This window comes from Micromonospora sp. C97, from assembly GCF_018070385.1.
In the GTDB taxonomy this organism is placed as follows: Bacteria; Actinomycetota; Actinomycetes; order Mycobacteriales; family Micromonosporaceae; genus Micromonospora; species Micromonospora parva.
Map to the genome: position 1 here is coordinate 148,252 of NZ_JAGPXU010000003.1, position 25,309 is coordinate 173,560.

Below are 25,309 nucleotides of genomic sequence, written 5' to 3' on the forward strand. Positions count from 1 at the left end.
TGCAACACTCTAGACCCGGGTGGGGGCCACCCTCCGGGCGACATTCTCCTGCTCGCTGAGCCTAGGCCGCCGGAGGTACCGGCCGCAGCCCGGACGTACGCGAGGGTATTTCGCATTCTCCGTCAGACAGTTAGCGTGCACACGTGGCCATCGAAAGCGACAAACTTCGCGAGCGCCTGGACCGGGCGACTGCCCATCTCGACCCCCCGTACGCGGTGGTCGACCTCAGCGCCTTCGACGCCAATTCGGCCGCCCTGGCCGATCGCGCCGCCGGAAAGCCGGTCCGCCTCGCCAGCAAGTCGGTCCGCAGCCGGGAGTTGATCAGCCGAGCTCTCGGGCGGCCCGGCTGGCAGGGCATCATGGCGTTCACAGTGCCCGAGGCGATCTGGCTGGTCCGCGCCGGCGTCAGCGACGACGTGCTGGTCGCGTACCCGAGCGGGGACCGGGCCGCCCTCGCCGAGCTGGGCGCCGACCCGACGCTCGCCGCCGCGATCACCCTGATGATCGACGGCACCGGCCAACTCGACCTCATCGACGCCGTCGCGGCACCGGGGCAGCGCGCCGAGCTACGGCTGTGCCTGGATCTGGACGCCTCCTGGCGACCGCTGCGCGGCCGGGTGCACGTCGGCGTCCGCCGCTCACCGGTGCACAGCGCGCGGGCCGCCGGAGCGCTCGCCGCGGCCGTCGCCGGTCGGCCCGGCTTCCGGCTGGTCGGGCTCATGTCGTACGAGGCGCAGATCGCCGGCCTGGGCGACGCGCCGCCGGGGCAGACGCTGCTGGCCGGCGCGATCAGGCTGGCCCAGCGCGGGTCGTACCGCGAGCTGCTGGCCCGTCGTGGTGCGGCGGTCGCCGCGGTACGCGAGCACGCCGACCTGGAGTTCGTCAACGGCGGCGGCACCGGCAGCGTGGCCGCGACCAGCGCCGATCCCGCGGTCACCGAGGTCACCGCGGGATCGGGCCTGTACGGGCCGACGCTGTTCGACGCGTACCGCGCCTGGCGGCCCACCCCGGCGGCCTTCTTCGCCTGCACCGTGGTCCGCCGGCCGACGCCGGAGCTGGCCACGGTGCTCGGCGGCGGCTGGATCGCCTCCGGCCCGGCCGCCGACAGCCGGCTGCCCCGGCCGTGGCTACCGGCGGGGCTGAAGCTGGTCGGCACCGAGGGCGCCGGCGAGGTGCAGACGCCGCTGTCCGGAGCGGCCGCGGCCGACCTGCGCGTCGGCGACCGGGTGTGGTTCCGCCACGCCAAGGCAGGTGAGCTGTGTGAACGGGTCAACGAGCTGCACCTGGTCGAGGGGGACGCGGTGGTGGCGACGGTCCCCACCTACCGGGGTGAGGGGCGGGCCTTCCTCTGACGCCGGAGGGCCGCCCCACCGCCGGCCGGAGCCCGCGCCCCGCGCCGACTCAGACGGGCTGGGCCGCCTCGGCCTGTTTCCCGGCGGCGGACCGGCCATTGTCCGGGCCGTCGACCTGGCGGTGCAGGTACTCCCGGATCAGCGCCTTCGCCTCCAGCAGCACCCGTTCGTCGCCGTCGGACTTCCGGCGGAACGCGAGCTTGATCAGCGCGTCCGCCGCCTCGACCGCGATCTCCAGCACGAAGCGCAGCTGGGGCACGTCGGTGAGCCCGAAACGTTCGGTGAGCACCCGGGCCAACTGGTCGGCGATCACGCCGTTGTTGTCCCGCTGCTCGTCGAGCAGGTGCAGGTCGACCACGTCGCCGAAGTGCAGGGTACGGAAGCCGGGGACGGTGCGGTGCATCGTGATGTACTCGTCGATGCCCGCGTCGACGCCGTCCCACCAGTGGGTCATCTCGTCGGAGGCGAACCGCTCGTCGAGGCGCTGGAGGTAGGACTCCATGGTCCGCAGGGTCAACGCCTGCACGATCGCCCGCTTGTCCGGAAAGAACTGGTAGACCGACCCGATCGCCACCTCGGCCCGCTCGGCGAGCAGGGTGGTGGTCAGCCCCTCGTACCCCACCTCGTCGACGAGTTCGGCGCAGGCATCCAACATGCGCTGTACCCGCGCGACACTTCGACCTTGCACCGGTACGCGGCGCAGCGGCCCGGTCGTGGCGGCTGGTGTGGACACTCTGCGCCACCCCCCTTCGACGGATGAACATATCTCCACGTCACGAGTCCGTGACTACCGGTACAACGAGCGGATCGCAATTGCGGTATTTACCAGCTACAACGTTCCTGATATGAAGTCAGTTCATATTCATGAATGAGGAGTGCGCATGGTTCGCATCGCACCGCCCCGGGCTGGCTGGTCCAACTGGGCCGGGAACCAGCGTGGCAGCGCCAGCACGATCCTGCGCCCCGGCTCGCCGACCGACGTCGCAGAAGCCGTCCGATCCGCAGTGGCCGACGGCGCTCGAATCCGGGTGACCGGCAGCGGCCACTCGTTCACCGCCGTCGCGCTCGCCGACGACCGGCGGATGGACCTGTCCGAGCTGGACACCCTGGTCAGCGTGGACGTCGCCCACCGACTTGTCACAGTTCCGGCCGGAATGACCCTGCACGCGCTCAACGGCCTGCTCGCCCGGCACGGCCTCGCGCTGCCCAACCTCGGCGACATCGACGCGCAGACCGTCGCCGGGGCGATCTCCACCGGCACCCACGGCACCGGCGCCGGCTACGGGTGCCTCTCCACCTTCGTCGAGGCGATCACACTGGTCACCGGTGCCGGCGAGGTGCTGCGCTGCTCCGTCGACGAGAATCCCGACGTCCTCGCCGCCGCCCGGGTGTCACTCGGCGCGCTCGGTGTCCTGGTCGAGGTGACCCTGCGCTGCGTCGACGCCTTCGTCCTGCGCGCCCACGAACGCCCGGCCGAACTGGCCGACGTGCTCGGGGAACTGCCCGAGCTGATCGGCCGGCACGACCACGTCGAGTTCTACTGGTTCCCGTACACGTCCCGGGTCCAGGTCAAGGCCAACGACCGGGTACCCGCCAACGACCGGCCGCTGTCGCGCTGGCGCGGTTGGATGGACGACGACTTCCTGTCCAACCGGGTCTTCGCCGGGGCCTGCCGGCTTGGCCGGGCCGTGCCCGCGCTGGCCCCCGGGATCAGCGCGGTCTCCGCCCGCGCCCTCACCGAACGGCAGTACACCGGCCGCTCCGACCGGGTCTTCTGCACCCCGCGCCGGGTCCGCTTCGTGGAGATGGAGTACGGCCTGCCCCGCGAGGCGCTGCCGGAGGCGCTCGCCGCGCTCCAGCGCATCGTGGACGGCCTGCCGTTCAAAGTGCTCTTCCCGGTGGAGGTGCGGTTCACCGCCGCCGACGACATCTGGCTGTCGCACGGCTACGGCCGGGACAACGCCTACATCGCCGTGCACCAGTACGTCGGCATGCCGTACGAGCCGTACTTCCGGGCCTTCGAGAAGGTGGCCGCCGGGCTGGGCGGTCGCCCGCACTGGGGCAAGTTGCACTACCGCGACGCCGCCTCGCTGGCCACCGCGTACCCCCGCTTCCCGGACTTCCAGGCCGTCCGTGACCGCCTCGACCCGGACCGCGTCTTCGCCAGCCCCCACCTGAACCACGTCCTCGGCGCCTGACGGCACGCCCAGGCGGAGCCACGTAGAACTTGGACAGTCTCCGCTCTGTCGGAACGGAAACTGTCCAAGGTCTGGGAGTCGGACCGGCGCGGGCACCGATCGGTTGGCTCGCGCCGGGGTTACTCGCTGCTGGTGGCGGCCTTGCGCGGAGCGGCCTTCTTCGCCGGAGCCTTCTTGGCCGCGGTGGTGGTCTTCGCCGTGGTGGTCTTCTTCGCGGCAGTGGACTTGCTGGCGGCGGCCGTCTTCTTGGTGGCCGTGGCCTTCTTCGCGGGCGCCTTCTTCGCCGCCGCCTTCTTCCGCGGCGCCGGACCCTTCGCCCGCTTCTCGGCGAGCATCTCGGAGGCTTCCTCCAGGGTCAGCGCCTCCGGGGTCTGCCCGCGCCGCAGCGACGCGTTGAACTCCCCGTCGGTCACGTACGGGCCGAACCGGCCGTCCTTGATCACCAGCGGCTTCTCGGTCGCCGGGTCCACGCCCATCTCGCGCAGCGGCGGTGCCGCGGCTCGCCGTCCACGGGCCTTCGGGGCGGCCAGCAGAGCCAGCGCCTCGTCGAGGCCGACAGTGAACATCTGGTCCTCGGACTCCAGCGAACGGAACTCCTCGCCCCGCTTGACGTACGGGCCGTACCGGCCGTTGTTCGCGAAGACCTCGACGCCGTCCGGCGCGACACCGATCAGCCGGGGAAGGCTGAGCAGCTTGAGCGCCTCCTCCAGGGTCAACGAGTCCGGTGTCTGCGTACGCAGCAGCGACGACTTCCGCTCACCACTGGAGACGTACGGGCCGAACCGGCCGGACTTGAGCACGATCGGCTCGCCGGTGGCGGGGTCGTCGCCGAGCTTGCGCTCGCCGCTGCCGCCGAGGAACAGCTCGTGCACCTTCTCCGGGGTCAGCTCGTCCGGGGCCAGGCCCTCAGGGATCGGCGCCCGGTCACCCTGGCTGCCGCCCTCCTCGCCCTCACCCGCTGCCGGTGCCGGCTGCTCGCCGCCGGGCAGCTCCCGTTGCAGGTACGGCCCGTAGCGGCCGACCCGCACCACTACCTCGCGACCGTCGTCGTCGGTGAAGAGCGGGATGGAGTTGACGCTGCGGGCGTCGATGTCGCTGAGGTTCTCGGTGACCAGCTTCTTGAGCCCGCCGGAACGGGCGATGTCCTGGTCGCCGGCACCGTTGGAGCTGCCGAAGTAGAACGCGGTGAGGAAGTCGACGGCGGCGTGGTCACCGCCGGCGATCTCGTCCAGCTCGTTCTCCATGGTGGCGGTGAAGTCGTAGTCGATCAGGCGGGGGTAGTGCCGCTCCATCAGCCCGATCACCGCGAAGGCCAGGAAGGTCGGGATCATCGCCTGGCCGCGCTTGGTGACGTACCCCCGGTCCTGGATCGTCTGCATGATCGACGCGTAGGTGGACGGGCGGCCGATGCCCAGCTCTTCCAGGGCCTTGACCAGCGACGCTTCGGTGTAGCGCGACGGCGGCTGGGTGTGGTGGCCCTGCGCGGCCAGCTCGTCGGCGGTCAGCGGCTGGTCCTTGGCCAGGGTGGGCAGCCGGCGCTCGGCGTCCTCGGCCTCGGCGTTCTCGTCGTCGCTGGACTCGACGTACGCACGCAGGAAGCCCGGGTCGGTGATGGTCTTGCCGGTCGCGCCGAAGTCGGCTTCCTCCTGCGCGGTGGAGACCGCCCGGATCCGCACCGACACGCTGGAGCCGACCGCGTCGGTCATCTGCGAGGCGATGGTGCGCCGCCAGATCAGCTCGTAGAGCTTGAACTCCTCAGCGGACAGCTCCTTGGCCACCTCGCCCGGGGTGCGGAAGTTGTCCCCCGCCGGACGGATCGCCTCGTGCGCCTCCTGCGCGTTCTTCACCTTGCCGGTGTAGCGGCGCGGCTCCGGCGGAACGCTGCGCTCGCCGTACAGCTCGACGATCTGTCGACGGGCCGCCGAGATGGCGGTCTCCGACAGGTTGACCGAGTCGGTACGCATATAGGTGATGTAGCCGTTCTCGTACAGGCGCTGCGCGGTGCGCATCGTCTGCTGCGAGGACAGGCGCAGCTTGCGGGCCGCCTCCTGCTGGAGGGTCGAGGTGATGAACGGCGCGTACGGGCGACGACGGTAGGGCTTCTCCTCGACCCGGGTGACGGTGAACGGCCGCCCGTCGAGGCGGGCCGCGAGACCCCGGGCACCACTCTCGTCGAGGTGCACGACCCCGGCGCCGGCCCGGACGCGACCGGTGGTCGGCTCGAAGTCCTTACCGGTGGCGATCCGGTCGCCGTTCAGGGCGATCAGGGTGGCATTGAAGCTGCGCGGACCCTCGCCGGCGTTGGCCACCGCCAGGGTGGCCAGGATGTCCCAGTATTCGGCGGTGCGGAAGGCCATCCGCTGGCGTTCCCGCTCGACCACGATGCGGGTCGCCACCGACTGCACCCGGCCCGCCGAGAGCCGCGGCATGACCTTCTTCCACAGCACCGGGGAGACCTCGTAGCCGTACAGGCGGTCGAGGATCCGGCGCGCCTCCTGGGCGTCCACCAGATCGCGGTCGATCTCCCGGGGGTTGGCCACCGCCGCCTGGATCGCCGGCTTGGTGATCTCGTGGAAGACCATCCGCTTGACCGGCACCTTGGGCTTGAGCGTCTCCACCAGGTGCCAGGCGATCGCCTCGCCCTCGCGGTCCTCATCCGTGGCCAGGAGGATCTCGTCGACCTCCTTGGCCAGCTTCACCAGCTTGCTGATCTGCTGCTTGCGGTCGGCGGAGACGACGTAGAGCGCGTGGAAGCCGTTGTCGACGTCCACCCCGAGCCGGGCCCAGGGCTCCTTCTTGTATTTGGCCGGCACGTCGGCGGCGTTGCGCGGCAGGTCGCGGACGTGACCGAAGCTGGCCTCCACGACGTACCCCGGGCCGAGGTAGCCCGAGATCGTCTTGGCCTTCGCCGGTGACTCGACGATGACCAGACGGGTGGTTCCAGCGTTGCTCGGCACGTCTCTCCCCGACCTCACTCCTGCTCGTGGCCTGCCGGCGCCCGGACAGCGACCGCTTTCGACCCCGCCGTAGCACCGGCGGTCCGGATGTCCAACGTAACGCGTTGCCCGCGATTCGGGTTTCGCGGGCCGCAAACCGCTTCGACGCGGCGGTCGACACCGCCCCGCCGCGCTCGGCACTGCCGGACGGCGCCACCGTACACCGTGAGTAGGGCTCGAAGCGGGTCACTGTGACGATGGCGGACTCACGACCGAGGTCCGACCCGCCCGTTTTCCGCCTGGATCGACCCGCCGGCTGTCCGGCACCGGACACCCGGACGCCGCCGCCGACCTGGGCGAAATGACCGGTTCACTGCCGAGCGGGCCAGGCGTCGACCGGTGCCGCGGGCGGCGGTCCGCCGACCAGCTCGGCGAGTCGGGCCAACCGGCGGCGTCCGGCGATCCGGTACGCCGGGCCACCCTCCGCCGGGCCGACCAGCGTCCCGGCCAGCCCGGCCGCCGCGAGCGCGACGCCGATCGACTCCCAACACTCCTGGTCGTCGGGGCCCAGCCGCAACAGGTAACAGTCGGGAGGCTCCGGCGTCCCGGCGGCGGCGAGCCACAGCCGCAACCGCCGGCCGGTCAGGTGGAAGGCCGCCGGCGGGCGTTTCGTCGAACCGTTCAGCCAGGCGGCCGCGAGCGGCTTCAAGACCCGGGTGTACGACGTACGCACGGCGTGTCGCTCGCCCTCGATCGGCTCCCAGCTGGCGGCCAGCCCGCGCGACGCCAGTTCGGCGACGAGCACGTGCACCCGCCACGCGGCGTCCACCCGCACCGAGAGCCGGGCGGTGCCGCCCATCCGGACCACCTCAGCCGGCCCGGCGAGCAACCCGGCGAGGTCGGCGACGGCCGGTTCGGCAGCGTCCGCGCCGAAGAACACAAGTTGCCGGCCCCCGTCGTCACCCGGGGCCGGGCCGTTCACTGGGGAGCCGTGTTGCGACGGGCCGTTCCGCGGCGCGCCGCCACGGCGTCGCCCGGGAGTGGGCGTGTCGGACTCGGGCGCGGGGAACAGCGCCGGGGGCGGCTGCGCCTTCCCGGTGTCACCGAGCCCGCTCAGCGACACTCCGGCACCTCGTCGAATGCCTGTTTCAACTCCTCGGAGTTGAGTTTGCTGGTGTCCAGCGCGCTGGCGTCGTACTCCTTGTTGAGCGTCTCCACCGCCGCCCGCACGCCGTCGTAGAAGACGGTCGGCTCGCCGGTGCCCAGGCCGTCGATGGTGTCCCGGGCACGGCCGTACGCGTCCCGCATCTTCCCCAGCGAGCTGCGGAAACCCACGGAGATGGCCTCGCCGTTGTCGGTCTCCGGGATGCCCGCCTTCTCCACCTTGCGGCGCGCGGCCTCGCTGGCCTGCTCCGCCCCGTCGAAGAGCCGCACCAGGTTCTCCTTGGCCTGCGCCGGCGTGGTCTGCGCGGTCATCTGCTCATCAGTGCTGCTGGTCAGCTTGTTGATCTCCAAGCGCCACGGGGTGAGCGCGCCGCAGACCGAGGCCGCCCAGGCCCGTGGGCTGGGGCCGCCGCCGCAGCCGGCCAGGACGACGATCGTGGCCAGGACCACCGTGAGCTTTCCGGCGGCAGACGCCCGGCACGTACGCATGCGTTGCAGCGTACGGCCTTTGGCCAGGTGTGGCACCGGGCCGTTCCTGGGTCAGGCGTTCACCGTCTCCGGACGGTGATCGGTGCTGCCCGCGCCGGTGTTGCCATCGGCGTCCGAGTCGGACATCGCGATGCCCTTGCGCTTGCTGAACACCACCGACGCCACGATGATCAGCGTCGCCACCAGCGCGATGCTGACGCGCAGGCCGACGTTGCGGTCGTCGCCGACGCTCCAGGCCACCACGGCGGGCGCGATCAGCAGCGAGACCAGGTTCATCACCTTGATCAGCGGGTTGATCGCCGGGCCGGCGGTGTCCTTGAACGGGTCACCGACGGTGTCGCCGATGACAGTGGCGGCGTGCGCCTCGGAGCCCTTGCCGCCGTACGCGCCGTCCTCGACCAACTTCTTGGCGTTGTCCCAGGCCCCACCGGAGTTGGACAGGAACACCGCCATCAGGGTGCCGGCACCGATCGCACCGGCCAGGTACGCGGCGAGCGCACCGGGCCCGAGGCCGAACCCGACAGCGATCGGCGCCAGGATGGCGAGCAGACCGGGGGTCATCAACTCGCGCTGCGCGTCCCGGGTGCAGATGTCGACCACCTTGCCGTACTCCGGGCGCTGGGTGCCGTCCATGATGCCGGGCAGCTCACGGAACTGCCGGCGGACCTCCATCACCACGGCACCGGCCGAGCGGGACACCGCGTTGATGGCCAACCCGGAGAAGAGGAACACCACCGCCGCGCCGATGATCAGGCCGACCAGGTTGCGCGGGTTCGCCACGTTCAGCGAGTTGAGGATCTCCGTCCCGACGTCGCCCACGCCAGCCGTCGCGTACGCGCTGCGGAGCGAGTCGGTGTACGAACCGAACAGCGCGGTCGCGGCGAGCACCGCAGTGGCGATCGCGATGCCCTTGGTGATCGCCTTGGTGGTGTTGCCGACCGCGTCCAGCTCAGTGAGCGTGCGAGCGCCGTGCTCGTCGAGGTCACCGGACATCTCGGCGATGCCCTGGGCGTTGTCGGAGATCGGCCCGAAGGTGTCCATCGCGACGATCACGCCGACGGTGGTGAGCAGGCCGGTGCCGGCCAGCGCCACCGCGAACAGCGACAGCGTGATGGAGCTGCCGCCGAGGAGGAACGCCCCGAAGACGCCGGCGCCGATCAGCAGAGCCGAGTAGACAGCCGACTCCAGGCCGATGCTGATGCCGGCCAGGATCACCGTCGCCGCACCGGTCTGCGAGCTCTTGCCGATGTCCTGCACCGGGCGCCGGTTGGTCTCGGTGAAGTAGCCGGTCAGCGCCTGGATCGCGGCGGCCAGCACGATGCCGATGACCACCGCGCCGATGGCGACCAGCCGGGGGTTGCCGGGCGCGTCGGTGAGCCCGCTGTCGAACTCGCCGAAGGTCGCCGGGAGGTACGCGTAGGCGGCGATCGCCACCAGCACCGCGGAGAGCACCGCCGACAGGTAGAAGGCCCGGTTGATCGCGGTCAGGGCGTTGCGGTCGGTCGCGCGCAGCCGGGTGATGAAGACACCGACGATCGCGATCAGCACGCCGATGGTGGAGATGATCAGCGGGAAGACCAGGCCCTCCTCGCCGAACGCGGCGCGGCCGAGGATCAGCGCGGCGACAAGCGTCACCGCGTACGACTCGAACAGGTCGGCGGCCATGCCGGCGCAGTCACCGACGTTGTCGCCCACGTTGTCGGCGATGGTGGCGGCGTTGCGTGGGTCATCCTCGGGGATGCCCTGCTCGACCTTGCCGACCAGGTCGGCGCCGACGTCGGCGGCCTTGGTGAAGATGCCGCCGCCGACCCGCATGAACATCGCGAGCAGCGCGGCGCCGAAGCCGAAGCCCTCCAGCACGGTCGGCGCGTCACCCCGGTAGAGCAGGACGACCAGCGCGGCACCGAAGAGGCCGAGGCCGACGGTGAAGAAGCCGACGACACCACCGGTGCGGAAAGCGATCTTCATGGCCGCCTCGCGGCCACCTGCTCGCTCTCTCGCGGCGGCGGCCACGCGCAGGTTGGCGCGGGTGGCCAACCACATGCCGGCACCGCCGATGAACGCGCTGAACAGGGCGCCCACCACGAAGAAGAGTGAGCGGCCGATCTTCACGGCGAGCTCACTGCCGTCGGTGTCGTGCACCGGAAGCAGGAAGAGCAGCACGACGGCGATGACGACGAAGATCGCCAGGGTGCGGAATTGACGGAGCAGGTAGGCCGAGGCGCCCTCCTGGACCGCCCCCGAGATCTCCTGCATTTTCTCGGTGCCCTTACCAGCGGCCAGCACCGTTTTCGTCAGGGCGGCAGCGAAACCGAGCGCCACCAGCGCGACAACCGCGGCGATGACGACGTAGGTGACATTGCTTCCGGTAAGGGAAAGCCCGCCGCCGTCGGCGGCCAAGGTCTCGGACATCTGTGTCCTCCTGTTACCGAACAATCGCGCCGGTGAGTGGAGACGCACTGACCGACGCCTGGATGCGGACTCGCAAGCGCGCGCCAACCCACCAGCGGACCAGCGATGACCACCCATACCCGCTGGCTGCGGGATGGGTCACTTGCTGACAACCCGGGTACTGTAGCCCTCCTCAGTGTTGGAGGTCACACCCAGGTGGCACCGTGTCGCGATGATCTTCGTCGCTGTGTTATGAAACGAAATCTGATATAGGGCCCGGTCCATGCAAAGAAGGCCGCATCCCCAGCTGGGGACGCGACCTACGCAGCGGAACCGTTCAGCGGCCGACCGGCCACACCATCCGTACCTCGGTGCCGATGCCCTCGTCGACCGGGCGCACCTGCAGGTCCTCGACGAAACCGGCGAGCAGCGCGAAGCCCACGCCGGTGGTCAGCGCCTCGTCGGTCAGCGACTCGTTGGCCAGCTCGTCCGGCGGCAGCGCGGTCAGACCGATGCCCGCCTCGATCGGCGCCCGGTCCACCACCCGCACGGCGTACGAGCCACCGTCGGACATCTCCACCAGCACCGGGTCGGCCAGGCCGTACTGCCGATGCAGGGCGACCGCGCGGGTGCACGCCTCACCGATGGCCAGGCGCACCTCGTCCAGCAGGTCCTCGCGGACCCCGGCCCGTCGGGCGACGGCGACGCCGACCAGACGGGCGGTACGCACGTGCACCGGCGCGGGCGAGAACGAGAGCTTGACTGTCGCCATCACGCGCCGGCGCCCGCCGAGTCGGCGCTGACCGCCGCGTCGACAGTCGGGTGCAGCGGAAACACCTGGTCCAGTGCGGTGATCCGGAAGATCTTGAGCAGGGGCTCCTTGTCGCAGACCAACGCGAACGAACCGCCGGCGGAACGGAGCCGCTTGAGCGCGCCGACCAGCACACCCAGCCCGGTGGAGTCGAGGAAGTCCACCCGACCGAGGTCGACCACCACGTGACGCGCCCCACCGTCGATCAGCTCGAGGAGCCGTTCACGGAGCCGGGGTGCGGTGTAGACGTCCACCTCACCACCGACCTCGAGCACCGTGTGCTCGCCCACGGTGCGGGTCGCCAGTGACAGCTCCATCGGTCCTCCTCGCCAGAGCCGTAAACTCTCGTGGGCATCTAACCACTACCGCCGGGGCGGCCTGCGGACGCCAGCGGAGGCTTCCCCTTACCCCGGTGTCCGACTTTTCATCTCCGAACACCAGTGCGAGAGTGCAGGGCGTGACCTCCAACGACTTCAGCTCCGCGCGCCACGCACCGCGCGACGACCTGGAGTCGTCGTCCGCGGCCACCGTATCCGCTGGTCCCGGCCCCGGGCCAGCGCCGGTCGACCTGCTGCGCCGGCTGCGCGCCCGGGGCGCCGCCGACCCGGTCACGCACGTCGAGCGGGTGCCGGCCCGCACCGGAGTGCCCGCGCCCTGGCCGTCGTGGGCACCGGCGCAACTGCGCACGGCGTTCACCGGGCGCGGCGTGGTCGCGCCCTGGCAGCACCAGGCCGAGGCGGCCACCCTGGCGTACGAGGGCCAGCACGTGGTCGTCGCCACCGGCACCGCGTCCGGCAAGTCCCTGGCGTACCAGCTGCCGGCCCTGGCCACGCTGCTGGCCGACCCCCGGGCCACAGTGCTCTACCTGGCGCCGACCAAGGCGCTCGCCGCGGATCAGTTGCGCGCCGTCGCCGCGCTGGAACTGGAAGGGGTACGCCCCGCCTGCTACGACGGCGACACTCCACGCACCGAGCGGGAGTGGATCCGCCGGCACTCCCGGTTCGTGCTGACCAACCCCGACATGCTGCACCACGGCATCCTGCCCGGGCACGCCCAGTGGTCCGGCTTCCTGCGCCGCCTCGCGTACGTGGTGATCGACGAGTGCCACACCTACCGGGGCGTGTTCGGCTCGCACGTCGCGCACGTGCTGCGTCGGCTACGCCGGCAGTGCGCCCGGTTCGGGGCCACCCCGGTGTTCGTGCTCGCCTCGGCGACGTCCGGCGACCCGGCCACCGCGGCCGGGCGGTTGACCGGCCTGCCGGTGACAGCGGTCACCGAGGACGCCTCCCCCCGGGGCGGGGTGACCTTCGCGCTCTGGGAGCCGCCGCTGCTGCCACCCGACGCGGGCTCGTCCCCGCCGGTACCACCAGCCTTGTCGTCCCCGGTGCCGCCGCAGGCGACCGGCGACGACCCCTCCCGGTCGGTGCCGCCGCAGGGAAACGGTGACCACGACGACCTCCGGCAGATCCGCCGGTCAGCGCTGCGCGAGACCGCGGACCTGCTCGCCGACACCGTCGCCGAAGGGGTACGCACCCTCGCGTTCGTCCGATCCCGCAAGGGCGCCGAGGTGGTGGCCGCCAACGCGCGTCGGGCGCTGGACGACGCGGTGCCGGGGCTCGGCGACCGGGTGGCCGCCTACCGGGGCGGCTACCTGCGGGAGGAGCGGCGCGAGCTGGAACGCGCGCTGCTGCACGGCGACCTGCTCGGCCTGGCCTCGACCAACGCGCTGGAGCTGGGCGTGGACCTGGTCGGGCTCGACGCGGTGCTGATCTGCGGCTACCCGGGCACCCGGGCGTCACTGTGGCAGCAGGCGGGCCGGGCCGGGCGTTCCGGGCAGGAGGCCCTGGCGGTGCTGGTGGCGCGCGACGACCCGCTGGACACCTACCTGGTGCACCACCCGGAGGCGATCTTCGGGGCACCGGTGGAGGCGACGGTGCTCGACCCGGCCAACCCGTACGTGCTGGCCCCGCAGCTCGCCTGCGCGGCGGCGGAGGCACCGCTCACCCCGACCGACCTGGCGCTCTTCGGCGACGGGGCGAAGGAGGCGGTCGACGAGCTGGTCGCGGCGGGGGCACTGCGGCAACGGCCCACCGGTTGGTACTGGCGGCACCGGGAGCGACCCGAGGTGGACCTGCGCGGCGAGGGCGGCGCCCCGGTCGCCGTGGTGGAGTCGTCGACCGGCCGGCTGCTCGGCACCGTCGACGGCGGCTCCTCGCACTTCCTGCTGCACCCCGGCGCGGTCTACCTGCACCAGGGCGTCTCGTACGTGGTCGACCAGCTCGACCTCGTCGACGGGTGCGCGCTGGTGCACGCCGAGGAGCCGGACTGGTCCACCCACGCCCGCGACGTCACCGACCTGTCGGTGGTGTCGGTGCGTTCCTACGTGGACGCCGGGCCGGTCGGCATGTTCCTCGGCGAGGTGGATGTGACCAGCCAGGTGGTGTCGTACCAGCGGCGGCGCATCGCCACCGGCGAGGTGATCGACACCCGGCCGCTCGACCTGCCGACCCGGGAGCTGCGCACCGTGGCGGTCTGGTTCACCCTGTCGCCGCAGTCGTTGACCCTCGCCGGGGTCCAGCCGGCCGAGGTGCCGGGTGCGTTGCACGCCGCCGAACACGCCGCGATCGGCCTGCTGCCGCTGATGGCCACCTGCGACCGCTGGGACATCGGCGGGCTCTCCACCGCACTGCACCCGGACACCGAAGCGCCGACCGTCTTCGTCTACGACGGGCACCCGGGTGGCGCCGGGTTCGCCGAGCGGGCGTACGGGACGGCGGCGGCGTGGCTGCGGGCCACCCGGGACGCGATCGCGGAGTGCGGCTGCGAGACCGGATGCCCATCCTGCGTGCAGTCACCGAAATGCGGCAATGGCAACAACCCCCTCTCCAAACCGGACGCGATCCGGGTGCTCGACGTGGTGCTGGCCAACCTGCCGCGCTGAGCAGCTTGCATGAACCGGCATGGCACGGGGCACAATGATGTGGGAGCGCTTCCATCGATGCCTTTGTTGCTGATCGCCCCCCGTGCCCGAGGAGAAGCTGTGGCCGACACCATCGCCGAGACCGTCGACCTGCTCTACACCATCGACCAGGACAATCTCACCCTCGACCAGCAGATCGCGCTGGGGTCGGCACTGGCCGCCCTGGCCCAGGCGGAACGGCTGGAACAGATCAACGAGCGGCTGCGCGGCATCCACCAGGTGCTCAACACCTGGGCGCTGCGGGCCGCGACCTCCGTCGACAGTCGCTGAGGTCTGCCGGGGTGATCCTGCAAGGGCACCAGTGATCACTCCGGGCTGGGTAGTCGTCCGACGGGCCCGACGACTACCCAGCAGCAACTGATCATGGACCGCAGGGGGAGCGACGGTTGTCGGGCTGTGCGAGACTCCGGCGCACCAACCCCAGAGGAGTTCAGATGCAGCTCGACAACTTGCAGGGCCAGCACCAGTTCCACATTCGCCAGCGCCTGCGCATGATGGTCAACCAGTACGAGGTCCGGGCGGTCTCCCCGGACGGCAGCGAGGGTGAGCTGTTGGCGTTCGCGCAGCAGAAGCGGCTCGCCTTCAAGGAGCAGGTGACCATCTACACGGATGACTCCAAGCAGCAGCCACTGCTCGGTTTCAAGGCCCGCCAGCGCATCGACCTCGGCGCCACGTACGACGTCACCGACGCGGCCGGCAACCCGATCGGCCTGTTCCGTAAGGACTTCGCCCAGTCGCTGCTGCGCTCCACCTGGCACGTCGAGCAGGCCGGCCTGCCGCAGGTGACCGGCCAGGAGCGGAGCATGCCGGTGGCGCTGCTGCGTCGATTCGTCGACTCGCTGTCCTGGCTGCCGTACCACTTCGACTTCACCGCGGGCGGCCAGCCGGTCTTCTCCGTGATCAAGAAGTGGGGCCTGCGCGACAAGTACGTCGTCGAGGTGCAGCACCCGCAGATCGACCGTCGCCTGGTCATCGCGATGGCCGTCGCTCTCGACGCGCTCCAGTCCCGCTGACGCACCCGGCCCGGACGAGGGCAGTGCGATGACCCTCAGCGGTCGCCGTCGTGGCCACCCATCCTCGGCTGCCGGCCGGGACCTGGACCTCGACCAGTCCCGGCCGGCCCGCACTCCCGGGACGGCCGGCCATCGGACCGCACTGCCCCGGCCGGCCATCGGACCGCACTGCCCCGGCCGGCCATCGGACCACACTGCCCCGGCCGGCCATCGGACCACACTGCCCCCAGCCGGCAGAGCGTTGAACCGCACTGCCGCCGGCCGGCAGGCCATCGCACCGCGCTGCCCCAGACGGCCCGCCGCTGGTGACTCGACCCCTGACTGGTCTGGTCGCCCCTTTGGAGCTGATGCCGTAAACGCATCGCCCTTGATGTCGTATGCGATTCAGCTCCAAAGCACCCACCAATCCGACGAGGACCCTTGGTTCCTTCGACCACGCGTCAGCCCGGACTTCCGCTCGGAACGTGGCGGTCTTGCCGACGTAGTGCACCGGCGGCGGCCCTTTGACGCCGCGATGCGGGCCAAACCCCTCCCTCCACAGGCCGCGCCCGCCCTCCACAGAACGCGCCCTGCGCTGGCCGCGGTGGTTAGTAGAGACGCCACCGCGAGGGTCAGCCCCGCACCGGGCCGGCACGGGCGCTCGCCGCAGCCACCCGGGTCAGGCCGGGTAGCGGCGTGAACGCCACCTCGACTGTCACCAGCACGTCCAGCCCGTCGAGGTGACAGCTGACCAGGCGGCCGTCGTTGCGACCGGCGAGGTCGGACGCGGACGCGCAGGCCACCGCGTCGCCGTCGAGCGCCCGGGCGGCCCCGGCCAGCGCGCCGAGGTCGGCTGCCACCGCCGCCCGCTGACTCGCCATGCCGGCGGCGACGATGGCCGCGCCGAACGTCCCGAACAGCACGAAGACAAGCCCCATCGCCAGCAGCAGGATTGTCGCGCCACCGCGTTGCCGGTCCGGCCGGCGAGCAACAAGGCCTCCGGCAGCCGGTGGGTCACTGGCGTGCCGTGGCGGATCCTCAGTTCGCGGCACTACCAACTCCCCTCGTCTGCACCCGGTTCGACGGCGGCGACGGCGGTGGCGACCACGGTGATGCGGGGTAGCCGCCCGCCCAACGTCCGGACGGGTGCCCTTACCGTCGCGTGCGCCCGGTCGCCTTCGACTGACACCGACACCGCCGCCCCCGGCGGCGCCGCACTGCCACCCTCCGCGTCGCCGTCCGCGCCCCGGGCGGCGGCGAGCGCCGCCTCCCGGGCCGCGTGCAGGCAGCCCGCCTGCGCGCTGACGGCGTTGACCGCGGTCAGGCCGGCAAGCAGGAGCAGAAGCAGCGCCGGCAGGCCGGCCGCCAGTTCGGCGGTGAAGGACCCCCGGTCCCCACCAGCGGCCCGGACGAGGAGGCGCCATCTGCGCCCGCCGCCTGCCGCCAGCCCGGGAACGCTCGGTCCTGACCGACGGCCGGCCCGCCGGCGCCCGATCACTTCAGTGCCCGGTCGATGACAGCGGTCAGCGCCGACTGGACGTTGCCGGAGGTCAGCACCTTCAGCAGGATCCCGGCGAAGGCGACCGCGGCGAGGGTGCCGACGGCGTACTCGGCCGTGTTCATTCCGGCATCGCCGCGCAGGCGAGCGATGAGTTTGCGCATGACTGTTTTCCCTTCTCGATGGGTCAGAGCACGTCGCCGAGAACGGCGACGATCACCGGCACGAGTCCGGCGAGAATGAACGCCGGCAGGAAGCAGAGCCCCAGCGGCAGGACGATGAGCACACCCGCCCGGCGGACCGACGCCTCGGCGGCGGTGGCCCGGTCGGCGCGCAGGTCGTCGGCGAGCCGGGTCAGTGCGCCGGCCAGGGCGGCACCACTGTTGGCTGAGCGCAACGCCGCCGAGGTCAGCCGATCCGCGCCGGGCACTCCGTCCAGGGCGGACCACGCCTCCGCCGGACCACCACCGAGCAGCAGCGTGCGGCCCACCCGGGCCAACCGGCCGGCGAGCGGCCCGTCCAACGCCTCGGCGACGGCCAGCACCGAGCGGTCCACCGGGGCGCCCGCCCGCATCGCCGCGGCCAGGAGGTCGGCGGCGAGCGGCAGGTCGGCGGCCTCCTGCTGCCGCCGCCTGCGCGCAGCGGGCGACTCGATCCGCCGCAGCAGGACATCGAGCAGGAACGCGGCCGGGACGGCACCGAGCAGCCCGAGCCAACCCCCGACGACGATGGCCACGGCGAGCCCACCCAGCGCCGCCACGAGCCGGATCGCGTCCGGCCGCCGCCGACGGGCTGAGCGGGGCTGGCCCGCTCCACTGGGCTGGCCCGCTGCATCAGGCTGGCCCGTTGAGCTGGGCCGGCCCGCTGCACTGGGCTGGACCGCTGAGACCTGCTGGCCCGTTGCCCTGCGTTGGTCCGTCGGGCCGGCCTGGCCGGCAGGGCGCCGGGCCGTCATCCGGCCCGCCCCGGGGTCGCGCCCAGCCGTTCCGCCCAGAGGAGACCCACCGCCTGAAGAGCGACCGCGGCAACGGCGCAGGCACCGCCGACTGTGCTGTGCAGGAGCACCGCCATGGGGTCGACACCGATGCCGTAGCCCAGGCCGATCCCGCCGACCGGCAGCGCCGCCAGTAGCCAGGCGGTAGCCCGCGCACCGGCCGCCTGGGCTGCCGCTGCGGCCAGGCCCCGATCGGTCGCCCGGGCGTCCGCCTCGATCCGTTCGACGAGCTCCGCCAGCGGCGCGCCGGTCCGGTCGGCCAACCGCACCGCCGCCGACGTCAGCTGGCGGAGTCGGCCAGCCCCGTCACGCTCCACGGTCGCGACGTCGAGCGCACGTGCGATGGGCAGCCCGGCCCGCAGGTCCGCCGCGAGGCCGCAGAGCTGGTCCAATCCACGTCGTCGGGTCCGCTCGGCGCTCCGGTTCAGTCGCCAACGCAGCACGGCGCGCACTGCCAGCGTGCCGTACCCGGCCATCGCCACCGCCGCCACCGGACCACCGACCACGGCGCCCACAGCGCCGCCGAAGAGGCCGACCAGTGGCAGCACCCGGGTCGCCGATCGGGAGATGCGCACCGACGGTGGCGTACCCGGCGTTCTGCCGGTCGGGCCGACGCGCAGGCCGTCGTGGCGATCGGCGATCGCCCATCCGCCGGCCGCCGCCGCACCGGACACGTCGCCCCGACAACCCGCATCCAGGTCGCCGTGCCCGTCCGCGGTTGCCGGGCCGGGGACGCCGGGCGGACCGTCCCCGTCCCCGTCCCCGTCGCTGACACCGACACCGACACCGACACCGACACCGATCGTGACCGTGGCCGCCGACGCAGGCCGTTGTTCCACGTCGAGCATGGTGGTGGCCTCCTCCGGCCGGGCGCTGCCGATCGGACGTCGGGGATCTCGACGGGCCGGCGGACGCGTCGGGCCCTCCGGACGGGTGAAGCCGCCTTTCACGCCCGGCCACCTCGGGCTGCGGATGACGTCCCGGTCGGGCCAGCCGAGCGCCGTCCGCCTTCCGTTGACACCGGCAGCGGTACCCGGCTCATCGGTGATCCGGACCGGATGACCCGAGGTCGGGGCAGCGCCGGTGCGGTCGACCAGCAAGTCCGGAGTGCTGCCGAGTTCCCTGATCCACTGCACCAGGGCGTCATCCGGATCGAGACCGCCGGCCCTCCGCCCCGGCGTCAGCACGCGACGTCGACGGGCCCGCACGCTCCGTACGGGCCATGCCACCAGGGCAGCGGCGACCAGGAGCAGCACCGCCACCAGCATCGTCCGGGCGGTCATGCCGGACCCGCCGATCCGGGCCACGGCTCGCTGAGGATGGGCGGCACCGCCACCCCACGCTCCCGCAGCAGCGCCCCGAGAGCACGGGCGGCGAGCCCGAGCCCACCGCCGCGCACCCAGGCGGGCACCACTGTCACCATCCGTTCGGGCCCCTCGGGCAGCAGCAGGCAGACCGACTCCAGGACCCGGCCCTGATCGCCGCGTCGCACCTGGAACAGCACCTGCAACGCTGCCGCCACCTGGGCGTGCAGCGCGGCGCGGGGCAACCCACCCAACATGCCCAGGGCCTCCAACCGGGCCGGCACGTCGGACGGTGTGTTGGCGTGCAGCGTGCCGGCACCCCCGTCGTGGCCGGTGTTGAGCGCGGCCAGCAGGTCGACCACCTCACCGCCCCGGCACTCCCCGACCACCAGCCGGTCCGGGCGCATCCGCAACGCCTGCCGCACCAGGTCCGCGAGACTGACCACGCCCGTGCCCTCCACATTGGCGGTACGCGCCTGCAGCCCCACCACGTGCGGATGCCCCGGACGCAGCTCGGCGGCGTCCTCCACCAGCACGATCCGTTCGGTGGCCGGCACCATCCCCAGCAGCGTGTTGAGCAACGTCGTCTTGCCCGAGCCCGTGCCACCGGTCACCAGGTACGCCAGCCGGGCCGCGACGACGGCGGCGAGCAGTGGTGCCAGCGGTCGCGGCACCGTCCCCTGGCGCACCAACTCGTCGAGGGTGAACGGCCGATGCCGGAAGGTACGGAGGGAGAGGTACGGACCTTCGGTGGCCACCGGCGGCAGCACGGCGTGCAGTCGGGTGCCGTCGGGAAGGCGCGCGTCCGCGTACGGGGAGCCGTCGTCGAGTCGCCGCCCGGCGCTGGCGATCAGCCGCTGCGCCAGCCGGCGGACGTCGTCCACCGAGCCCAACGGAACGGCGACCTGATGCAGCCCCGACCCCCGGTCGACCCAGACCCGAGCGCCGTTGACGAGGACGTCGGTGACCTCCGGGTCGGCGAGCAGCGGCGCCAGCGGCCCAGCGCCGACGAGGTCGTCGCGTACCCGGTCGGCGATGCGCAGCATGGCCGTGTCACCGAGCACCGCGGCGGTCGGCTCGGCCCGTACCGCGGAGACGATCGCCGCCGCGGTGACCGGGGTGGTGGCGGCGGCGATCCGCTGCCGCACCCGGGCGGCGAGCGTGCCGTCCTCCGGCCGGCCGGTCATGCCGCACCAGTGGCCGGCACGCCGGTCAGGTCGGTGACGATCCGTTGGCAGAGTGCTGCCAGTGGGCCCTTTCCCCCGGCGGCCGGCGCCTCACCCCGCTCCAGCCCACGGCAGAGCCCCGGCTCGGGGCGCAGCGTGCCCGCCAGCGGAAGGCCCAACGCGCGTGCCACCTCCGCCGCCCGCAGCCGCCCCGGGGCGGGCCCACGCACCACCACCGAGAGCGCAGCGCAGTGCGGGGCGGCTGCGGCCACCACCCGAGTGGCCGCCGCGGTGGCGCGCAGCTCGGCCGGCACCACGACGAACGCCTGATCGGCGGCCTGCAACGCCACCACCGCCGCGTCGTCGAGCTGTCGGGGCAGGTCGATCACCACGAAGTCACGCCCACGCCGGGCGGCGTCGACAGTCGCCGCCATCGCGGTCGCCGGCAATGCCAGCATCTCGCCGCGATCCCAGGAGAGCACCACGAGATCACCCCGACTGGGCAGGGCCCGCACCAACGCCGGCGCGTCCACCCGTCCGTCGGCGGAGGTCAGCGACGGCCAGCGCAGGCCTTCCAACTGCTCCCAGCCGAGCACGAGGTCGAGGCCACCACCGAGCGGATCGGCGTCGACGAGGAGGGTGCGCAGCCGGGCCCGGGCGGCGGTCACCGCGAGGCCACCGGCGAGCACGCTCGCGCCCGCACCGCCCCGACCACCGAGAACCGCGACGACCCGGGCGCCGACGCCGGCCGGACGGTCCGGATCATGTTCGGCGAACCGATCCACCAGCCACGGCTCCGCGGCCGGCAGCATGGCGACGTGCTCGGCCCCGATCAGCTCCGCCACCTGCCAGCCGGGGTCGAGCTGACCGGCCCGGCCGACCAGCACCAGCCGGGGCCGCTGCGGCAACCGGGCCCGCAGACACGCCTGCGCCTGGTCGGCGCCGAGCAGCACCAGAGGTGCGGGAAGCCAACGGGTACGGGCAGCCGCCGCGTCGCGGGCGAACTCCACCTCCGTCCCGCCGACAGCGGCGAGCCGGAGCACATCATCGAGTAGATCGTCGTCGCCGGTGACGACCAGCGGAAGCCGGCGGATCGGCGGAACCGTGGTACGGGGTGGCATCGCGGCCTCCAGCGGTCGGGCTCTGGTATGCCGCCGACCCTGCTCGGAATCCGCCCCACGAGCCGCCCCGATGCCGTCGCCTGTGGACAACCTGGTGGCCTGTGGAAAACCTCCGCTGAGACAGTTGATCTGCTACGAGCGCGGGCAGCTGCGCAGCTACCGCCGCTGCGGTGAAGACAGCGGGGCCGCTCCCGAGCGGAGCGGCCCCGCGAGTCGGTGGTCAGCCGGGCTGATTTGTCCAGGCGGCATCGAGGATCACCTCGTACGAGCTGATCCGCATGGGCGACAGCGTCAACAGCTCATGGGCGAGCAATTCGCCCGTCCTCGGATCGAAGATCAGAAGAGATTGCTGGTCGTGTTCGCGGTCGTCGAAGGTGACGGCGACTCCATTGCGGCCGGCGCGGTCCGTGACCTGCCCCCGCCAGCGGAAGCCGGGCACGTCGGCGAGAACCCGCAGGACCGCCGCTCGGGTCGCACGCGGCACGACGTACTGCCCATAGAGCGTGCCGACCCACTTGCTCGCCGACCCCGCGCCGTACTCGACCTTCAGCCGCTCCCGCAGCTCGGACGGGTCGGCCGACGGCTGCCTGAGCTCCTCCGGCGGCAGCGGCATGACGCTCGGTGCGGGGGTGCCGGTGGCTGCTGGTCGCCCCAGGCTCTCGCGCTGCCAGTAGTCCCGAGACTCCTGGTCGGGGTACTGCGGCTCCAGTTGGGTCCTGACTTGGTTACCGGTCCCGTCGACGGCCTGCCAGAGCTTCGTCTCGCTGGCGAAGGCCACGTGGTGGCGGCCGTCGGCTGAGGTCATCACAGGATCGCCCCACACCTTCGTGTGGTGGTACATGTAGCGCCCGCTCTGGTGGTCGTACGCCGCGTCTTTGATCTTGTCGGCCAGCATGCGCAGCTGCGGGCCGGCGGCCGGCGGATCCGCGTCGAACTGGTACGCGACCGGCACGAGCACCAACCCCGCTGCCGCCGGTTCGCCCGGAGTGTCCGGTGCGCCCTCGCCGAGCGGCTGGAGCACCGCCACGGCACCGGCCGCGACAGCCAGCGTCCCGGCCGTCAGGACCAGCCGGCGGGTCGGGCGTACGCGACGATGCCCGGCGGCCGTGTCGGTAGCGCCGGCGCGGTCGATCAGCTCGCGCGCCGAGACCAGCGGTGGTTCGACGGCGGCGGTTCGGGCCGGGTCGGCCGGGCCGAGAAGAGTACGGGTGCGCTCTGCTCCGAACATCACAGATCCTCTCGAATGGTCACCAACACCGGGCTACGACGGGTCTGCGCGGGCCGGTCCGCCATTGCGTCGGCCAGACGACGCCGGGCGCGATGGAGCCGCACGGCCGCGGTTGGTCCGGTGCAGCCGAGCACCTTCGCCGCCTCGGAGACCGTCAACTCCTCCCAGCCGACCAGCCGAAGAATTTCCTGATCAAGCTCGTTGAGGGTGGCCAACGCGGTCCGGACGTCCGCGACCCCGACGGTCGTGTCCGCACCCGGCGATCCGGCCAACCGCGCAAGGTCGACATTGGTGATCGGGAGAAGATCCGGGGCGGCACGCCGCGACCGCCACTGGTTCGCCAGGAGACGACGAGCCACCCCGTACAGCCAGGGAAGACTGCGGTCAGGCACCTCTACGCGGCGACGCCAGGCGACGACGAAGACGTCCTGCGCCAGCTCCGCCGCGGCATCCCCGTCGATGAGCCGACGCAGGCCGTATCGAACGATGTGCGCGTACTCGGTGGCGTAGAGACTGGTGAACCAGTCCTCGTCCCGCTTCTTCGGTGGACCCACCCGAACCCCCATTGCCTCGGTGACTCTCACCCTGGCTTGTGTCGCTGAGGGCCTCGGGATTACCGCGCGGCCAGGGGCGGGTGCCCGACCGGGAAACGAACGCTGCGGTCAGTCGTCGATCGCCTGGTAGACGGTGGTCCAGAAGTCGTGCCACATCGGCAGCCGCTGGTCGCCCGCGTGCGCCCGCTGCATGAACACCATCGCCGTCAGGTCCTCGGCGGGATCGTTGTACCAGGCGGTGCCATAGAAGCCGGGCCAGCCGTAGCTGCCGACCGAGGGCCCGAGGTGCGTACGGCGGGTGCGGACCGACAGTCCGAGACCCCAGCTGATGGCGTCGAAGTACCCCGGCCAGAACCCGGAGTTGGCCTTCTGCTCCGAGGTCAGGTGGTCGCTCGTCATCAGCGTCACCGCCGGCCGGGACAGCACCCGCTCACCGCGATGGGTGCCGCCCGCGAGCAGAGCCGACGCGAAGGCGAGGTAGTCCTGGGCGGTGGACACGAGCCCGCCGCCCCCGGACTCGAACAACCGCGGTCGGCTGAACCGTCCGTCGGGAGCGTCTTCGACAACCGGTGCGCCGTCGGCGGCGTTGTCGCGCTCGTACGCGGTCGCGAACCGGCCGATGCTCTCGCTACCCACGTGGAAGACGGTGTCGGTCATGCCCAGTGGCTTGCAGACCCGCTCCCGGATGGCATCCCCGAAGGACATGCCGGTGGCCCGGGCGATGAGCACACCGGCCACGTTGGCGGCGGTGTCGTACATCCAACGCTCACCCGGCTGGTGGACGAGGGGAAGAGCGCCGAGCTGGCGGATCCACTCGTCCATCGACGGATAAACGAGAGCGTCCAGCGCGTCGGCGATGGGTACCGTTCCCGGCTCGGCGGGGACCATCCCCGTGCCGAGGGTGCCGTCCAGGACGTCCCGCAGCGTTATCGGCCGTGCCGCCGGGACGGTGTCGTCCAGTGGGCCGTGCGGATCGGCGAGCACTGTCATGTCCGCCAGCTCCGGCAGGAGATCGTCGACCGGGTCGTCGAGGCGGAGGGTGCAGTCCTCGACGAGGGTCATCGCGCACACGGCGACGATGGGCTTCGTCATCGAGCCCAGGCGACAGATCGTGTCGGCCGCCATCGGCGTCTGCGACCCCGCCCCTCGAAGGCGAGGCGACCCGTTGCCTCGATGTGCACCTCACCGTGCCGGGCGAGGACGACCACCGCGCCCGGGACGAAGCCGGACTCGACGTGATGCTCAAGCAACCCCCGAACCCGAGCCAGCCGTTTCGACGAGAAGCCACCAGCAGCCACCCGTTACCTCCTCAGCTCGTCCCGTTCGGCAAATTACCCGCCACGCGGCGATCGCACTGTCCGCCACGAGGTCGGGCGGGAGGGCTGAATCCGACCCGCTCAGTTCAAGGACCTCATCGCCAAGGCCGCGAGGGCCGGACGGCTGAAACTGCGTACGCCTAGAGCGGATCCAGGCGCAGCGTGCCGTTTGCGGAGTAGAAGTACCGGCGTACGTGCGTGGCCCAGTCTTCGATCGTGGGGTCCGCCCCCTGCGACAGCCACTCAGACAGATGCGCGTGCTCGTCGGTGTAGCCGTTGTCCAGGAGCCACTGGAGCGTTTCGCCGGTGCCCGCTCCGAAGATCGCGTGCGCATCGAAGCCGATGCCCAGGTCCATGTCGCCGGTGCGGAACTTCGCCCCGTACAGGCGGGGCGAGTCCGCCGGATCGCCGATCAGGAACAGCAGGAACGCTGCCAGGTAAATCTGCTCGTACTCGTCGTTCTCGCCCGGGTCCGGACCTTCGCGCCACGCTCGTTCGAGGTCGAAGATCTCACGGAGCATCGCGTGCTGGGGAACCGGATCGTCCACGTCAACCATCCGGAGCGCTTCCCGACGCGCGACCGGACTGGAGAGGTCCAACGGCGTGGCCATGGGGGCAGGCTAGTCGGCGTGCGGCTCATCAGCGTGAGCTGCGGTGGCGCGCTCCCAGGAGAAAGGGACGACCCCCGTCGGGGGGAGACGGGGGTCGTCGGAGGTTCGGCTCCGGGGGGGTCGAGCCGAACCACTCAGCGGTCACGGGGGGTGCAACCGCTGAGGGTCTGCCTGTTTCGAGGATGTGAAAGCTCGTCGTACGGA

At 72.0% G+C, this 25,309-nt stretch carries 23 protein-coding genes; 5 read left to right on the top strand and 18 right to left on the bottom strand.

What is annotated here, in order from left to right:
- Window positions 1–143 precede the first annotated feature (143 nt).
- Complete coding sequence (locus KBX26_RS07055; protein WP_210864984.1) at window positions 144–1,352, top strand: amino acid deaminase/aldolase; 1,209 nt, start codon at window positions 144–146, stop codon at window positions 1,350–1,352.
- Between the two features lie 49 nt (window positions 1,353–1,401).
- On the opposite strand, the gene KBX26_RS07060 is transcribed toward KBX26_RS07055, so the two are convergent.
- Window positions 1,402–2,007: a TetR family transcriptional regulator gene (locus KBX26_RS07060; protein WP_051708646.1), complete on the bottom strand. Its 606-nt coding sequence runs from the start codon at window positions 2,005–2,007 to the stop codon at window positions 1,402–1,404.
- A gap of 226 nt (window positions 2,008–2,233) precedes the next feature.
- On the opposite strand from KBX26_RS07060, the gene KBX26_RS07065 reads away from it, so the two are divergent.
- Window positions 2,234–3,550 (top strand): D-arabinono-1,4-lactone oxidase, encoded by a 1,317-nt coding sequence (locus KBX26_RS07065; RefSeq protein WP_030334238.1) that lies wholly within the window; start codon window positions 2,234–2,236, stop codon window positions 3,548–3,550.
- Between the two features lie 119 nt (window positions 3,551–3,669).
- Here KBX26_RS07065 and topA read toward each other — a convergent pair whose 3' ends face one another.
- From topA to KBX26_RS07095, 6 genes are all read right to left on the bottom strand, one after another.
- Window positions 3,670–6,507, bottom strand: a complete 2,838-nt coding sequence (gene topA, locus KBX26_RS07070; RefSeq protein WP_210864985.1) for a type I DNA topoisomerase — start codon at window positions 6,505–6,507, stop codon at window positions 3,670–3,672.
- 349 nt (window positions 6,508–6,856) lie between these two features.
- A complete protein-coding gene (locus KBX26_RS07075; protein ID WP_210864986.1) occupies window positions 6,857–7,609 on the bottom strand; it encodes a hypothetical protein in 753 nt (250 codons plus the stop codon).
- A complete protein-coding gene (locus KBX26_RS07080) occupies window positions 7,600–8,139 on the bottom strand; it encodes a hypothetical protein (RefSeq protein WP_030334232.1) in 540 nt (179 codons plus the stop codon). The genes KBX26_RS07075 and KBX26_RS07080 overlap by 10 nt, the downstream gene beginning before the upstream one ends.
- A 51-nt stretch (window positions 8,140–8,190) precedes the next feature.
- Window positions 8,191–10,551, bottom strand: coding sequence for a sodium-translocating pyrophosphatase (locus KBX26_RS07085; RefSeq protein WP_030334230.1), 2,361 nt, complete (start codon window positions 10,549–10,551; stop codon window positions 8,191–8,193).
- A 316-nt stretch (window positions 10,552–10,867) separates the two neighbouring features.
- Window positions 10,868–11,305: an ATP-binding protein gene (locus KBX26_RS07090; RefSeq protein ID WP_030334228.1), complete on the bottom strand. Its 438-nt coding sequence runs from the start codon at window positions 11,303–11,305 to the stop codon at window positions 10,868–10,870.
- On the bottom strand, window positions 11,302–11,658 hold the full coding sequence (locus tag KBX26_RS07095) for an STAS domain-containing protein (protein WP_030334225.1): 357 nt from the start codon (window positions 11,656–11,658) through the stop codon (window positions 11,302–11,304). Before KBX26_RS07095 ends, KBX26_RS07090 begins: the two co-directional genes overlap by 4 nt.
- A gap of 188 nt (window positions 11,659–11,846) precedes the next feature.
- Here KBX26_RS07095 and KBX26_RS07100 point away from each other — a divergent pair, with 188 nt between their 5' ends.
- The 3 genes from KBX26_RS07100 (at window position 11,847) to KBX26_RS07110 (ending at window position 15,334) form a co-directional block, all read left to right on the top strand.
- Window positions 11,847–14,282 (top strand): DEAD/DEAH box helicase, encoded by a 2,436-nt coding sequence (locus tag KBX26_RS07100; protein ID WP_210865057.1) that lies wholly within the window; start codon window positions 11,847–11,849, stop codon window positions 14,280–14,282.
- Window positions 14,283–14,381: 99 nt separating this feature from the next.
- Window positions 14,382–14,591 (top strand): hypothetical protein, encoded by a 210-nt coding sequence (locus KBX26_RS07105; RefSeq protein ID WP_030334221.1) that lies wholly within the window; start codon window positions 14,382–14,384, stop codon window positions 14,589–14,591.
- Window positions 14,592–14,755: 164 nt separating this feature from the next.
- Window positions 14,756–15,334, top strand: coding sequence for a hypothetical protein (locus tag KBX26_RS07110; protein WP_210864987.1), 579 nt, complete (start codon window positions 14,756–14,758; stop codon window positions 15,332–15,334).
- Between the two features lie 611 nt (window positions 15,335–15,945).
- Here KBX26_RS07110 and KBX26_RS07115 read toward each other — a convergent pair.
- The 11 genes from KBX26_RS07115 to KBX26_RS07165 form a co-directional block, all read right to left on the bottom strand.
- Window positions 15,946–16,365 (bottom strand): Rv3654c family TadE-like protein, encoded by a 420-nt coding sequence (locus tag KBX26_RS07115; protein ID WP_280940607.1) that lies wholly within the window; start codon window positions 16,363–16,365, stop codon window positions 15,946–15,948.
- Window positions 16,365–16,760 carry a TadE family type IV pilus minor pilin gene (locus KBX26_RS07120; RefSeq protein WP_051708657.1) on the bottom strand — a complete coding sequence of 132 codons (396 nt, stop codon included), beginning with the start codon at window positions 16,758–16,760 and terminating at the stop codon, window positions 16,365–16,367. The genes KBX26_RS07115 and KBX26_RS07120 overlap by 1 nt, the downstream gene beginning before the upstream one ends.
- Before the next feature lie 47 nt (window positions 16,761–16,807).
- Complete coding sequence (locus tag KBX26_RS07125; RefSeq protein ID WP_081883916.1) at window positions 16,808–16,975, bottom strand: DUF4244 domain-containing protein; 168 nt, start codon at window positions 16,973–16,975, stop codon at window positions 16,808–16,810.
- A 23-nt stretch (window positions 16,976–16,998) separates the two neighbouring features.
- The gene (locus KBX26_RS07130) at window positions 16,999–17,580 is read right to left on the bottom strand and encodes a type II secretion system F family protein (RefSeq protein ID WP_210865058.1); all 582 of its coding nucleotides are present in this window, start codon (window positions 17,578–17,580) and stop codon (window positions 16,999–17,001) included.
- Between the two features lie 182 nt (window positions 17,581–17,762).
- Complete coding sequence (locus KBX26_RS32925) at window positions 17,763–19,088, bottom strand: hypothetical protein (RefSeq protein ID WP_307857763.1); 1,326 nt, start codon at window positions 19,086–19,088, stop codon at window positions 17,763–17,765.
- On the bottom strand, window positions 19,085–20,296 hold the full coding sequence (locus tag KBX26_RS07140; protein WP_030334209.1) for a TadA family conjugal transfer-associated ATPase: 1,212 nt from the start codon (window positions 20,294–20,296) through the stop codon (window positions 19,085–19,087). The genes KBX26_RS32925 and KBX26_RS07140 overlap by 4 nt, the downstream gene beginning before the upstream one ends.
- The gene (gene ssd, locus KBX26_RS07145) at window positions 20,293–21,396 is read right to left on the bottom strand and encodes a septum site-determining protein Ssd (protein ID WP_210864988.1); all 1,104 of its coding nucleotides are present in this window, start codon (window positions 21,394–21,396) and stop codon (window positions 20,293–20,295) included. The genes KBX26_RS07140 and ssd overlap by 4 nt, the downstream gene beginning before the upstream one ends.
- Before the next feature lie 220 nt (window positions 21,397–21,616).
- Window positions 21,617–22,624, bottom strand: a complete 1,008-nt coding sequence (locus KBX26_RS07150; protein WP_030334205.1) for a CU044_5270 family protein — start codon at window positions 22,622–22,624, stop codon at window positions 21,617–21,619.
- Window positions 22,624–23,178 carry an RNA polymerase sigma factor gene (locus KBX26_RS07155; RefSeq protein ID WP_245233678.1) on the bottom strand — a complete coding sequence of 185 codons (555 nt, stop codon included), beginning with the start codon at window positions 23,176–23,178 and terminating at the stop codon, window positions 22,624–22,626. Before KBX26_RS07155 ends, KBX26_RS07150 begins: the two co-directional genes overlap by 1 nt.
- 108 nt (window positions 23,179–23,286) lie before the next feature.
- Window positions 23,287–24,270: a serine hydrolase gene (locus tag KBX26_RS07160; protein WP_247680300.1), complete on the bottom strand. Its 984-nt coding sequence runs from the start codon at window positions 24,268–24,270 to the stop codon at window positions 23,287–23,289.
- Window positions 24,271–24,634: 364 nt separating this feature from the next.
- The gene (locus tag KBX26_RS07165; protein ID WP_247680301.1) at window positions 24,635–25,105 is read right to left on the bottom strand and encodes a hypothetical protein; all 471 of its coding nucleotides are present in this window, start codon (window positions 25,103–25,105) and stop codon (window positions 24,635–24,637) included.
- Window positions 25,106–25,309 lie beyond the last annotated feature (204 nt).

Coding starts and splice junctions, on each gene's coding strand:
- KBX26_RS32925 (WP_307857763.1), bottom strand. CDS start 19,088: ATGACCGCCCGGACGATGCTGGTGGCGGTGCTGCTCCTGGTCGCCGCT.
- KBX26_RS07150 (WP_030334205.1), bottom strand. CDS start 22,624: ATGTTCGGAGCAGAGCGCACCCGTACTCTTCTCGGCCCGGCCGACCCG.
- KBX26_RS07085 (WP_030334230.1), bottom strand. CDS start 10,551: ATGTCCGAGACCTTGGCCGCCGACGGCGGCGGGCTTTCCCTTACCGGA.
- KBX26_RS07160 (WP_247680300.1), bottom strand. CDS start 24,270: ATGACGAAGCCCATCGTCGCCGTGTGCGCGATGACCCTCGTCGAGGAC.
- KBX26_RS07065 (WP_030334238.1), top strand. CDS start 2,234: ATGGTTCGCATCGCACCGCCCCGGGCTGGCTGGTCCAACTGGGCCGGG.
- KBX26_RS07110 (WP_210864987.1), top strand. CDS start 14,756: ATGCAGCTCGACAACTTGCAGGGCCAGCACCAGTTCCACATTCGCCAG.
- KBX26_RS07060 (WP_051708646.1), bottom strand. CDS start 2,007: ATGTTGGATGCCTGCGCCGAACTCGTCGACGAGGTGGGGTACGAGGGG.
- ssd (WP_210864988.1), bottom strand. CDS start 21,396: ATGCCACCCCGTACCACGGTTCCGCCGATCCGCCGGCTTCCGCTGGTC.
- KBX26_RS07165 (WP_247680301.1), bottom strand. CDS start 25,105: ATGGCCACGCCGTTGGACCTCTCCAGTCCGGTCGCGCGTCGGGAAGCG.
- KBX26_RS07080 (WP_030334232.1), bottom strand. CDS start 8,139: ATGCGTACGTGCCGGGCGTCTGCCGCCGGAAAGCTCACGGTGGTCCTG.
- KBX26_RS07125 (WP_081883916.1), bottom strand. CDS start 16,975: ATGCGCAAACTCATCGCTCGCCTGCGCGGCGATGCCGGAATGAACACG.
- KBX26_RS07140 (WP_030334209.1), bottom strand. CDS start 20,296: ATGACCGGCCGGCCGGAGGACGGCACGCTCGCCGCCCGGGTGCGGCAG.
- KBX26_RS07095 (WP_030334225.1), bottom strand. CDS start 11,658: ATGGAGCTGTCACTGGCGACCCGCACCGTGGGCGAGCACACGGTGCTC.